The organism is Bacillus sp. AR2-1 (assembly GCF_008368755.1).
GTDB classification, from domain to species: domain Bacteria; phylum Bacillota; class Bacilli; order Bacillales; family Bacillaceae_G; genus Bacillus_A; species Bacillus_A wiedmannii.
The window spans coordinates 37,187-50,387 of record NZ_QORY01000031.1; the positions used below are offsets into that span (position 1 = coordinate 37,187).

The 13,201-nt window shown below is 36.7% G+C and carries 11 protein-coding genes; 10 read left to right on the forward strand and 1 reads right to left on the reverse strand.

Going from position 1 to position 13,201, the window contains the following annotated elements; all coding sequences use genetic code 11:
• Positions 1-371: 371 nt before the first annotated feature.
• Positions 372-1,694 (reverse strand): MFS transporter, encoded by a 1,323-nt coding sequence (locus tag DT250_RS27670; protein ID WP_149214031.1) that lies wholly within the window; start codon positions 1,692-1,694, stop codon positions 372-374.
• Between the two features lie 225 nt (positions 1,695-1,919).
• On the opposite strand from DT250_RS27670, the gene DT250_RS27675 reads away from it, so the two are divergent.
• From DT250_RS27675 to DT250_RS27720, 10 genes are all read left to right on the forward strand, one after another.
• Positions 1,920-3,509, forward strand: coding sequence for an ATP-binding protein (locus DT250_RS27675; RefSeq protein WP_149214032.1), 1,590 nt, complete (start codon positions 1,920-1,922; stop codon positions 3,507-3,509).
• A 19-nt stretch (positions 3,510-3,528) separates the two neighbouring features.
• Positions 3,529-4,206, forward strand: a complete 678-nt coding sequence (locus DT250_RS27680; protein ID WP_149214033.1) for a response regulator — start codon at positions 3,529-3,531, stop codon at positions 4,204-4,206.
• Complete coding sequence (locus DT250_RS27685) at positions 4,203-5,174, forward strand: tripartite tricarboxylate transporter substrate binding protein (RefSeq protein ID WP_149214034.1); 972 nt, start codon at positions 4,203-4,205, stop codon at positions 5,172-5,174. Before DT250_RS27680 ends, DT250_RS27685 begins: the two co-directional genes overlap by 4 nt.
• A 91-nt stretch (positions 5,175-5,265) precedes the next feature.
• On the forward strand, positions 5,266-7,800 hold the full coding sequence (locus DT250_RS27690; protein ID WP_149214035.1) for an MrcB family domain-containing protein: 2,535 nt from the start codon (positions 5,266-5,268) through the stop codon (positions 7,798-7,800).
• On the forward strand, positions 7,775-10,219 hold the full coding sequence (locus DT250_RS27695) for a restriction endonuclease-like protein (protein WP_149214070.1): 2,445 nt from the start codon (positions 7,775-7,777) through the stop codon (positions 10,217-10,219). The genes DT250_RS27690 and DT250_RS27695 overlap by 26 nt, the downstream gene beginning before the upstream one ends.
• Before the next feature lie 26 nt (positions 10,220-10,245).
• Positions 10,246-11,241 (forward strand): PD-(D/E)XK nuclease family protein, encoded by a 996-nt coding sequence (locus DT250_RS27700; protein WP_149214036.1) that lies wholly within the window; start codon positions 10,246-10,248, stop codon positions 11,239-11,241.
• A 200-nt stretch (positions 11,242-11,441) separates the two neighbouring features.
• Positions 11,442-11,780 carry a magnetosome magnetite crystal formation protein family gene (locus DT250_RS27705; protein ID WP_149214037.1) on the forward strand — a complete coding sequence of 113 codons (339 nt, stop codon included), beginning with the start codon at positions 11,442-11,444 and terminating at the stop codon, positions 11,778-11,780.
• 3 nt (positions 11,781-11,783) lie between these two features.
• Positions 11,784-12,035 (forward strand): hypothetical protein, encoded by a 252-nt coding sequence (locus DT250_RS27710; RefSeq protein WP_149214038.1) that lies wholly within the window; start codon positions 11,784-11,786, stop codon positions 12,033-12,035.
• A gap of 8 nt (positions 12,036-12,043) precedes the next feature.
• Complete coding sequence (locus DT250_RS27715) at positions 12,044-12,787, forward strand: MerR family transcriptional regulator (protein ID WP_149214039.1); 744 nt, start codon at positions 12,044-12,046, stop codon at positions 12,785-12,787.
• A gap of 52 nt (positions 12,788-12,839) precedes the next feature.
• Entirely contained in the window at positions 12,840-13,166 is a 327-nt protein-coding gene (locus DT250_RS27720; protein WP_149214040.1) for a nucleoside triphosphate pyrophosphohydrolase, read from the forward strand.
• Positions 13,167-13,201: the final 35 nt, after the last annotated feature.

Sequence of the window (13,201 nt, forward strand, 5' to 3'; positions counted from 1 at the left end):
GTTTCCACTTGTAATGGTTCACCTGTGAAAGTATTAAACTTGTAATACTTAACTGTAGTATTACAATACATGTTTTTTACTTTTGGGAATAATAAGTCCTTTCATTTTTTTGTAATACATAAAAATAGATGTCAAACGGGATATGTTGTATCCAATCTGGACAACTCATATTAGAAATACACTTATTAGACACTCTAAGTAATAAATTTGTTCCACTTTAAGATGAGGAAGAATTTGGGGTTTGTAAAATAACAATGGAACTACGTGTTTTTTCGTCATACAAAAACCTCTACATATAAGTAGAGGTTTTTAAATTGCATATTAATGAATTATGCTTTTTCAGATAACCGAAGAACATAGAATACATAATTTTAACTAGATTTATTATTAACTAATTGATCCCCACCACCAAGCTCCGCCTCAATCTGCGAAGTCTTTGATGACTCATCCATACGCCAATACGTAATAAAGCTTATCGCGATACATCCAGCTACGTAGAAGTAGAATAGTGATTCCATTCCGATACTCTTTAGCCATAATGCGATGAACTCAGCTGTTCCGCCAAATATCGCAACGGTTAGTGCATATGGTAAACCTACGCCAAGTGCACGGATTTCAGTCGGGAAGAGTTCTGCTTTTACAATCGCGTTAATCGATGTGTAACCAGTAACGATAATGAGACCGACCATCATAAGTAAGAACGCTACGATTGGTTCTGTCGTTTTTTCCATGAAGAAGAAGATTGGTGCTGTTAGTAACGTTCCGAGAATACCGAAAGCCATTAATAGTGGGCGGCGTCCAATTTTATCAGATAATAGCCCCGCAATTGGCTGAAGTACGACGAAGATAAGTAGTGCGACAAAGTTAATCCAGCTTACAACTTCTTTCGGAAGACCGACTGTGTTTACCATGAACTTTTGTAAATATGTTGTGTACGTATAGAATGCGACAGTGCCTCCTAATGTTAGGCCGACTACTGTTAATACTGCTTTCGGGTGTTTCATAAGAGCGCGAACGGTTCCTGCGCTTTCGCGTTTTTGTGATTTTATGTTTGCAAACTGCTCCGATTCATCCATTGTGCGGCGAAGCCATAATACAGCTACTGCACCCATCGCTCCAATAATGAATGGAATGCGCCAGCCCCAAGCTTTCATATCTGGTTCGCTTAGCAATTGCTGAAGAACAATTTGAACGCCTAACGCAACCATTTGTCCAGCAACGAGCGTTACATATTGGAAACTTGAATAAAAGCCGCGGCGTCCACTACTAGCCATTTCAGATAAATACGTTGCGGAAGTTCCGTACTCTCCGCCAAGTGATAATCCTTGCAGTAAACGGGCAAGAACTAAAATAATGGGTGCCATAATACCGATGCTTTCGTAACTAGGTGTACAGGCGATAATTAAAGAACCACCCGCCATAACCGTAATGGAAAGTGTTAATGCTGCCCGGCGTCCGTGCCGATCCGCATAGCGTCCCATTAATAAACTTCCGATAGGGCGCATTAAAAATCCAACTGCGAAAATAGCTGCTGTGTTCAGTAACTGACTCGTTGGATCTCCTTTAGGAAAGAACTCTGCTGAAAAGTAAACAGCGAAAGCAGAGTAAACGTACCAATCGTACCATTCAATTAAATTGCCGACAGAACCTTTGAAAATATTGCCGGCGACTCGATTAGATTTTACTTGAGCCATAATCATTCCTCCTCGTGCTTATAAATAAAATGATAAATATGAAAGCGCGTTCATTATAGTTGAATTGTACTGTCTATAGAATAAAATCTCAATATTATGACAATTTTATTCTTTTTGTACTTTATGTACATTGAGTGTTTTTATAGTTGCTTCATTATTCGTTTTGTCATAATAATAGAAAAAGGAGATTGATAGTTTTGAATATTTTATCAAAGGATATGAAGTATGAAGAAATCGCGTAAAGTGTCATTACAAACGAAAATAGTAAGCTTAATTATCGCGTTAATTTTATTTGTCGTTCTCCTATTAGCAGGAATATTTGTTTACATTCAGTCCGTTGATACGAAGCGCCAAGTGGAGCAGCTAGCACTGCAAACAGCGAAGTCGCTTTCTTTTATGCCAGCTATAAAAGAAGCTTTTCAAAATAACGAGCATAAAAGTGCGATTCAATCCATTGCGGAACAAGTTCGTGAACAAGCTGGCGCAGATTATGTCATTATAGAAGATCGCCTTGGGGTGATGTATTCCCATTCTAATTCGGAGTTAATTGGTACAAAGAGTAACAATCCATATAACTATGAAGCACTCACTTTTGGCGGTTATTATACGCTTGAAGGAAATGGTGAAAGTGGTCCTGCTTTAATGGCGAAGGCACCCATTATTGTTCATAACGGAGACTATGATCAAGTAGTAGGTGTTGTGACAGTAGAGTTTTTAATAAAAGGTATTGAATCTAACATACTGAGTAGAACGAAAGAAATTATACTCTTTTCCTTAGCTGTATTAGTAGCTGGAATTGTTGGTGGCATTCTTTTAGCACGTAGCATTCGTAAAGATACACTCGGTTTAGAGCCGAATGAAATCGCAGCGTTATACCGGGAACGAAGTGCGATACTACTATCTATAAAAGAAGGGATTATCGCCATTGATCAAAATGGCTTTATTACGATGATGAATACGTCGGCAGAAGAAATGCTACATGTAAATGATGATTATATGCAGCAGCACATTTCAAAAGTTTTACCGGAATTTAATATGGAAAGAGTGCTAGAAAACGATCAAGAAATCGCGTTTCAAAATAAAGTGTTTATTTTAAATAGGACACCGATACTCGAAAATAACAGTACAGTAGGCGTTGTGTGTAGTTTTAGAGATAAAACAGAACTGCAAAACTTAGTGAATACGATATCTGAGGTAAGAAAGTATTCCGAGGATTTACGCGCTCAAACGCATGAATTTACAAATAAACTTTTCGTTTTATCAGGATTACTTCAGTTAGGACATTACAAAGAAGCAATTGAATTTATCCAGCAAGAATCTAACATTCATCAAAGCCAAAACCATATTTTATTCCATCAAATTCATGATGCAAAAGTACAAGCTATTTTATTAGGGAAAATCGGAACAGCGTCTGAGAAGAAAATTGATTTTCATATTGAAGGAGATAGTGCGCTTCATCCGTTACCAGACCATATAAAGGTGTCGCACCTTATTACGATTCTTGGAAACATAATCGACAATGCGTTTGATGCGGTGAGTGGGCAAGAGGAGAAGAATGTTTCCTTCTTCGTTACGGATATTGGACATGACATTGTGTTTGAAGTGATAGATAGTGGAGCAGGAATACCGGCAGAAAAAATGACGACTATTTTTCAAAAAGGGTTTTCAACGAAAGGAAATGATCGTGGTTACGGACTAGCAAATGTGAAAGAAATGGTAGATGTACTAGGGGGAACAATTGAAATTCAAAACGAGAAAAATGGGGGAGCTATTTTTACAATTTACCTTCCGAAAACATTGAGAGAAAGTACATAACAAACAGGGGGATGGGCATATGTTGAAGGTTGCAATTGCAGAAGATGATTTCCGCGTCGCGCAAATTCAGGAAGAGTTTTTATCAAAAATAAAGGACGTAAAAGTGATCGGAAAAGCATTGAACGCGAAAGAAACGATGGAATTACTACAAAGGGAAGACATCGATTTACTTCTATTAGATAATTACTTACCAGACGGAATCGGAACGGAACTATTACCGAAAATCCATGCTGACTTTCCAAACGTTGACGTCATTATGGTTACTGCGGCGAATGAAAACCATATGCTAGAAAAAGCAATTCGAAACGGCGTAAGCAACTACCTTATAAAACCGGTCACGTTAGAAAAATTTGTTCGCACAATTGAAGACTATAAAAGAAAGAAACAATTATTACATAGTAACAATGAAGTGAATCAAGCACTCATCGATAACTTCTTCGGTATTTCGCAAACACAAGACATGAAAAACTTACCGACCGGTGTGGATCCGTTAACGCTGCAAAAAGTGAAAGGGATTATAAAAGGATTCGAAGAGGGAATTACAATAGAAGAAATGGGAGAACAAATGGGGGCCTCCAGAACAACCGCAAGAAGATACTTAGAATATTTAGTAGCGACAAACGAATGCACAGTAGAGTACACATACGGCATTATAGGACGACCAGAACGAAAATATCGAATAGGACGAGGACTATGAAGAAGCGATTATTACTATGTATATGGATTATGACAGGAGTAATAGCTGGTTGTTCTTCGGAAAAATCCCATACGAATAAAGTGAACATAGAAGAAGTAGAAATCGTTGCACCAAACGTTCAAGGAGCAGGATGGGACTTAACAGCACGGGCGATGCAAAAAACGCTCACAGAAGAAAAAATCTTCACAAAACCAATTACAGTCACAAACAAAGTAGGTGGCAGCGGTGACGTCGGATGGAAATATACGAAACAAAAAGGCGGTCACGTACTGGCGATTAACTCAAGCTTACTCATAACGAACAACCTACTAGGCCACAGTAAACTAACATATAAAGACTTCACCCCGCTCGCAACACTCGCATCGGACTGGGAAGTCGTTGTCGTATCAAAAGAATCAAACATAGAAAACGCAAAGCAACTAATGGAACAACTCAAACAAGACAAGAAAAACTTCAAAATCGGCGTTGCCCCCGGCCTAGGAAACGACGATCACCTATCCTTCGTACAAGTAAGCAAAGCCTTCGGCATAAACCCTGCCGAACTACAATTCTTCGTCTACGAAAACAAAGAAAAAATCATAAACGCCCTAACGAACAAACAAATAGGCGCCGCAACCATGACCCTATCCGAAGCCGAAAAACAATACAAAACCGGCAAAATAAAAATACTAGCCGTATCCGCACCAAAACGACTAGATCGACTACCAGAAATCCCAACATGGAAAGAACAAGGAATCAACGTTATCTTCCAGCACTGGAAAGGAATTATGGGCCCAAAAGATATGACGGAGGAAGAGGTTACTTATTGGGATGGTGTCATTAAGAGGATGGTGGAGAGTGATAGTTGGAAGGGGATTTTGAGGGAGCGGGGTTGGGAGAGTTTTTATAAGGGGAGTGGGGAGACGAGGATATTTCTTGAGCGGAGTAGTCAGGAGTATGGGGAGTTAGTGGGGAATAATAAGAATTAGTAAATCATACGGTATGGCGTATGATTTTTCTTTTATACATAGTTTGGTAAAATAGTAGTAATTGTAATTAATTGTAACGGTGGGGATGAAAATGTTAGAGCAACTCATAATTGAATTGGCTAAATTAACGAAGCAGATTGAAGATATAAATGGTGATAAAACTTATCTGTTTATAAATAAAGATGATGAAGGATTATACGTTGAAGCTAAATTTTCACGTGAGCAATATGAAGAGGAAGCATCACCTTATTTTAAAGTGAGTTTTGAAATTCTTAAGGATGCTTGGAGAAAATTTATTGCTATGCGTACAGTAAAGAGTGAAGAGTTTGGACAAGCGGGTGAATGTAATACTTTCTTGGTAGCTTTCTTTTCACAGCTTCCATTTGTGGATGTAAAGGAATCAGGGGCTATTACATTTAAAGAGTTCCAAACTGATAATTTGCCATGTGAGCAGTATCATAAAGTTGTTGGGTTTTTGGAAGAGGTAATAAACAATACATACGATCCGAAAAATTTAAGTGATCAAACCAATGGTAATTTGTATAGAGTTAAATCTAAAGGAAGACAAGATTTAAGATTACTGGGATTTTTAAAGGATAATCATAATATTAATACGTCTTTATTAACTGAATATATTGAGGCGAAAAGTAAGAATGATATTATTCGAAAGTTAGTTTTAAAGCAGGAATACTTTCGCATAGTTATGTTTGTACTTAATCTTTTAAAAGCGTATTCGAGAAGGGAAAAGAAAGAAGCTTTAGTACATTTAGCGATGACGATTGTTCGGAACTCTAGAGGGGATAATTTAATGCTAGAATCATTAGCAAAAGAACGTACGCATAATCTCTTGATGTGGTCTGAGAAATTGGAAATAATTAATGCTGAATGGATTCCAGCCGAACAATACATAAAAAAGAGTGAAGAAAAGGGCGGTAATATGAGTAGTAGTTTACGTGAAGGCTTTTTAAAGATAATGAAAGAATATTTGGATGCAAAAACAGAAAAATTTGCAGGACATAAATTAGGATTAACAGTCCGAAATGGTATAGCAACAGAGATCATTCGTTTACCATTTATAAATGAGAAGCAGTACAGTGTGATAGGGTCAGTCGGAAAAGGGAATTGGGCAACAGTTCCGTGGATTGCGCTAATGCATAGAGATATTACAACATCCACGCAGCGAGGTTATTATATCGTTTACTTATTTAGTGAAGATATGCAACGACTTTATTTAACCATTGGACAAGGTGTGACGGAAACGTCTAAAGAAGAGATGCAAAAAATTAAAGAAGAGATTCGCGAGCAAATACATATGTCCCAAAAGGTGAAAAAAGATGATGATATTTTCCTAGGGACAAGCCCAAAAGCGAAAGGATATGCGAATTCGACAGCGGCTTATATTTCGTACGATTCTAATAAAATGCCAAGTGAAAATGAGTTAGTAGAGGATCTAGAAGAAATGCTTCGCTATTATGAGGGATTTATTGCTTATAAAGAGGAAGGAACGAAATATGAAATGGTTTATGAGAGGAAAGAAGTGTATTTAGATCAACAATCAATTATCGATCATGTGTCTTCTTATATTCAAAGTAAAGGTTTCTATTATGAGAAAAAGGATCTTATTAATTTCTTCCTTTCATTAAAGACGAAGCCGTTTGTAATTTTATCAGGTATTTCAGGTACAGGGAAAACGAAAATTGTTCAGTGGTTTGCGGAGAGTTTAGGGGCAACGGAAGAGAATGGACAATTTACGCTTATTCCGGTTCGACCTGATTGGAGTGATAGCTCTGATTTACTTGGGTATGTGAACCTTCAAGGGGAGTTTCAAGAAAGACCGTTAATTAAAGTTCTTGAAAATGCAGACGCAAATCCAAACAGACCTTATTTTGTAGTGTTGGACGAGATGAACTTAGCTCGAGTGGAATACTACTTTAGTGACTTTTTAAGTGTAATTGAAAGTCGTAAATGGAAAGATGGAAAAATTGTTACGTCACCGGTGCTTCCAGAATCAATTACGAATAAGCGCGTTATAATTCCATCAAATGTATATATTATCGGAACTGTAAATATGGATGAAACGACACATCCGTTAAGTAAGAAAGTATTAGATCGTGCGAATACAATTGAGTTTAATACCGTTAACTTAGATTATTTTAATTTCTTAATGGATGTAGAAGAGAAGGAAGCTGAAATTGTTTCTAATAGCTCTTTAGCAACCAAGTATCTTCATTTAAAAGAATGCTTTAAAGAAAATGAAGATCTTGTGAGAAATATATCGAACGTTTTAATAGAAATAAATAAAATACTTGATTCAGTAGGTGCTCAAGTTGGATACCGTATACGAGATGAAATTTGTTTCTATATGGCATACAACGAACAAGGAAAGTTATTGTCATTTGATGAAGCACTCGATTATCAAATATACCAAAAGATTTTACCGCGTCTTGCGGGGAGCGATGGAAGAACAGAAGAGGTATTGAAGCAGTTGTATGTATTATGTGCAAATGAAGAATATGATAGTGGCAATAATGATGCTTCCTATGCTAAGTATCCTCGTTCAGCTAACAAGCTATCTCATATGTTAAGGAGGTTCGAGTATGATGGTTTCACCTCTTTCTGGATCTAATAATGAGATAGAGCTAGTTAAGATTGAAACAGAAGAGCTATCATTGACGATTAAGGGAAATCCTTATCATGAAAAATACGAGAGTTTAAAAGAATATCAAGCTATGAACGTGGATGAAATGATGTATTTTCGTGTAGATGGGAAGACGGAATCCGTTTCTGTATTTGATGCGAGATTGCAGATGCTAGATGAATGGAACGAACACCCGCCAATCTTTTTTGAAAATAGAAGTTACCAGCTTGTTGTTGTTCCAAAAAGGGACCAAAAGTTCTCTTTTTATCATGAACATCCGGGTTTTCGAAAACAAGTTAGTTCTATTCAAATGGGATCACTTCATGTGTTAATGGGGAATCTTTCGTTTCCAAATGAAGTAGGAAATACAACATTCGAAATTAAAGACGAGCAAGAAACTTTATTAACTGTTACATTTGAAGTTTTCCCGGCAAAACTTGATTATAAGGATGATTACAGAGCCTTATTAGATGAAGTAAATGATGAAATTTATAATTTAGCGTTTCATTTACTAAAGAGAACTTACTTAGGAGCATCTGCAATTTACGCTACAAATCCATCGAAGAGTGAATTTTATCGTATTTTAAATGATTCCTTTGAGCGATTTATGAAGTCGATCTCGCATATAAAAAGGCAACCGCATCATAAGCTTATGACTAGGCATCAGCTTGTACGAGGAGAAAAAATTCGTAAATTGGATTCCGTCGGAATGAACTATTTGCGAAAGCGACCACACTTGCTGCAAGGAGAAAACAATATACCGACTAAAGGGATTACAGCTTATAAGGAAGTTTCTTATGATACGCTGGAAAATCGATTTGTTAAATGGATGATTCAAAGAGTCGTACATAAAATAGATGATTTACTTAAGGCGCTAGAGCCAAAGTCTAGATATACACGTGGTGTAACTGATGAAGATTTGCTAGAGCGTGTAAAAAATATGAAGTATCGAATGAAAAATGAATTGAACGATCGATTTTGGAGAGGAATCGGAAATTTAGATCGTTCAGTCTTTTCACTCGTGATCCAAATGGCAGCAGGCTATAGAGATGCATATCAAATCTTCTTAAGGCTATCGCGAGGTTTAACATTGCGAGGACAAATTTTCAAAATGTCGGTAAAAGATGTTGCAAGGTTATACGAATACTGGACGTATTTAAAGCTTGGACAAATTCTATCAAAAAAATATATACCGCTCCATCAAGATGTAATTCAAGTTAAACGAGACGGTTTGTACGTAACGTTAGATGAAAGTAAAACCGCAAAAAGAACGTTCAAGCATCCAGTCACTGATGAAATAATAGAACTGTATTTCCAGAAAAGAAACGGTAGACTGCCAACAGTTACACAAAAACCAGATACGATGCTTGCTATTGAGAAAAAGGGAAAGAGCTATCAATATCAATACATTTTTGATGCGAAATATCGAATTGATTTTGCTGAAAGATCTCATTATAAAAGGAAGTATGGCACCCCTGGTCCAATGGAAGAAGACATTAATACAATGCACCGTTACAGAGACGCACTAGTAGTGGAACAAGAGGGGCCTTTTGAGCGGACAGCTTACGGAGCGTACGTATTATTCCCATGGAACCAAGAGGAAGCGTACGAGAACCATCCATTTTATAAAAGTATCGAAAAAGTAAATATCGGTGGCTTTCCATTCTTACCAAACGCAACAAGACTGGTTGAACAATTTCTAGATCATCTCATTGAAAAAAGCCCAGAAGAAATTATAAGAGAAGGCATTCTTCCAAGAGGAACAAAAGAAGAATGGCACTCCTCACTAGAAGAAAAAGTATTAGTGGGCAGTGTGAAAACTGAAGCCGACTATGAAGCATATAGAAAAGAAGGCTTATACCAGTTACCAGTCACACAGTTAAAACCAGGATGGCAAGAAGCGAAATACATAGCGTTATATGCACCGAAAAAATGGTATGGAGAAAAAGGCGGAATTCAATACGTCGCCAAAATCAAGCATATTCAAATGCAACAAAACGATGATTATGTACATTTCGAACTAGAACCATGGAAAAAACTAGACCACCTCATCCGTCCAGTAGGATATGGCATTCAAACATACACAATAACAACTATGTCGTTATTAAAAGAAGTACAAGAACTCCCAGAACTATTTATGAAATCAAAAGAAGAACGAATTCTTTGGAAAACGCTGCGTCGTTTCACAAAGCAGGTTAAGGTTGAGTTGGATCACAGTAATTTAGATGAGGCTTCTTCTATTAAGAGTTATTACGTGCAGGATGTTCAGATTTGGGTTGATTATGAGAATGAGGTTGTTATGGTGGGGAGAGATGGGCTAGTTAAAGAGGTTGCTTTGGAGTTGGTTGTTGGGAGAGGATCGGTGTTGTTTAGGGAAGTTTTAGAAGTGTTAAATGTTAGGGAATAGAGTTTAGATACAAAGGGGATTAAATAATGGATAAGAGACCGAATTTATTTTCACATGGAACAAGTGAGTTGTCGCAAGATGCTTTTATTTGTTGGTTAGCAGAGTGGGCGAAACCAATCTATAAAGAAACCGATGAATACTTACATGAAGCTGGTATAGATTTTATTAGAAGAATATATGACATACATAAAAAGAACTTTCCAGCCGCTATTAAAGAAATTAAGATTACGAAACAATTTAAAGGTTTAGATATACTCATTGAAATTAACGGTAATCAGGCTATTTTAATTGAAGATAAAACGTATACAAAAGAACATTCTAATCAACTGAAACGTTATTATGAAGATGTAATGAAATTTAAAAAATATGAAGAAAATGACTTGTTGCCTATCTATTATAAAATAGGTAATCAAAGTGATTATTCAGCAGTGATTGATGCAAAGTATATGTTGTTTACAAGAAAACAAATGCTTGAATTTTTACAAGAAAATACAGATAGAGGCGTTCAAGATCAAATATTTTTAGATTATTATTTTTATTTAAGAGAAATAGAGCAAGAATATGATTCATATAAGACACTTCCGTTAAGTGAGTGGAAAGGTGAAGCTTGGGAAGGGTTTTATGAGGAACTAAAGCAACGTGGGATCAAAGGTCAATACGGGTATGTAGCTAATCCGAATGGTGGATTCTATGCCTTATGGTGGAATGAACAAGAGGATAATGATTGCAGGCAGTACTTGCAGTTAGAAGAAGGCAGATTATGTTTTAAGATACATGTTGCTGATAAGGATAGAAGAAAAGAACTTAGGGATAAGTGGAGTAAAGCGCTAATCGAACGAAATCATAATTATTCTTTCAATGTGGAGAAACCTAGATTTGGTAATGGGCGATATATGACGGTTGCTGTGGTGAGGGATTATAGAGTGGGAGATGGAAAAGGGATAATTGATATTCCTGGAACGATGGGAGTTTTAGGTGAAGTGGAGAAATTTTTAAAAACAATAGATGTAATTGTGAAATAGATTAGATAAATATTAGTCGGATAAATTGTAAATAACGTGGATGCGAAATCTTAAAATGATGACCTCCACCCTGTCAAGGTAAAGATCTGATTTTATCTATATGAGTATTAATCAATTTTTCTATATATCCCCTTGCACCTCCCCCAACGTCACCCCCTAACCTAAAGAAGACAAATCAAAAAGGGGTGACTACACCAACCATGAAAACCACCACAAAAGAAAAAAGAAACACCATCATCATGCTATTACTTTCAGCCGCAATAGGAATCTTTTCACCACTACTCATGTACATCACGCTGGCACGTAAAAATGAAGTGTACAAATACCATTGCCGCAAGGCGTTCAACTTTCATTTGTTAATCTTTCTTCTATTTAATATTAGTTCGCGTATTAGTGGTGTTTTGTTTTGGATTGTGTTTGCCTTTGAGGTCGTTCAAGTGATTATTGTTGCGTGGAAAGTAATACGCGACGAACCATATCGTTATTTCATTCGAGTTCCTTTATTTAAAGAAGATAAGTATATCGTGGAAGGAGAATAGGTGATGAAACAAGAAGTGGAGATAAGGGGAAAGAGAATTTTTATTATGATTGCAGTGTTGTTTGTTGCGATTTATATCGTTTTACGAAGACGAAAGTATGAGTGCTTTTATGATGGTATTAGTGAATATGAAAATCGTTATAGAGGTAATGTTCCTTTTTTGTTACTTGTTTTAGGTTTGTTTCAATATTGTAGGCAGAACGAGATGAATTTTTCTCGTATGCTTCAGTATGTAAAACAGAAGTTATCGGAGTAGGTGATGATATGGCGTGGATGATTAGTGAGTTTGCAAGTGTTGGGGATGTTACGGTGCGGACGCTTCGTTATTATGACAAGATTAATTTATTAAAGCCGAGCGATTATACTGAGGGCGGGCATCGGTTATATACGAAAGATGATTTGTATGCGCTGCAGCAAATTCAATCGTTTAAGCATCTCGGTTTTTCGCTTGGGGAAATTCAAAATATTATATTGCAGCGTGATGTAGAGACTGATGACTTTTTAAGACAAATGCATTTTCAAAGGGAATTGCTTTTAGCAGAGCAAGAAAGAATTGCTAAGGTGCTTTCGCATATGGATGAGATGACGAAGAAGTTTCAAAAGGAAGAACGAGTGGATGTCGCTTTGTTTTCTTCGTTTTTGCAAACATTCATATGGGAGAAAGAAAATAAGGAATGGCTAGAGGAACACTTTTCAACGGATAGTGTTCGAGCCTTTTATAATAATAAGGAACTAAAAGAAAAGTTCGATCGGCGCTTTATGGATGTGATAGGGAAGTTGAAAAAGTATAAAGTAGAAGAGAAGGATCCGAGTCATCAAGATGTTCAAGTTACCTTGAAGAGATTTTTCAATGTAATAGAAGAGATAACGAATTATCTTGATACACCTCAAAGTGATATAGAGGATATAATCCAAAAATCGAACCTTCCACTATCCGAATTACCAACCCTCTTCACAACCAAAGAAGAAAACTATATAAAAGAAGCAATGAAGCAGTTTAACAACTAGTTAAACTGCTTTTCCATTATAATAGAAGAAAAACCAAACGGAGGAAAACCCCATGCCAACCTACAACAAACTAATCCGAAACAAAATCCCACAAATAATAAAAGCTAATGGAAAAACACCTACAACAAGAATCCTAAACGAAGATGAATACATAGAGGAACTCTGCAAGAAAACACAAGAAGAACTAACAGAATACATCGAAGCAAAAACAAAACCCGATAAACTTGAAGAACTATCCGACCTCCTAGAAATAATAAACGCCCTAGCGGAACACGAAGGCACAACACTAGAAGAAATCAACAACATCCGTAAAAAGAAAGCAGAAGAACGAGGTGGCTTTTCAGATCGAGTCTTCCTAATCGAAGTAACCGATAACTAGCCCCTCATAAGCCCCTTACAAGCCCCTACCAAGTA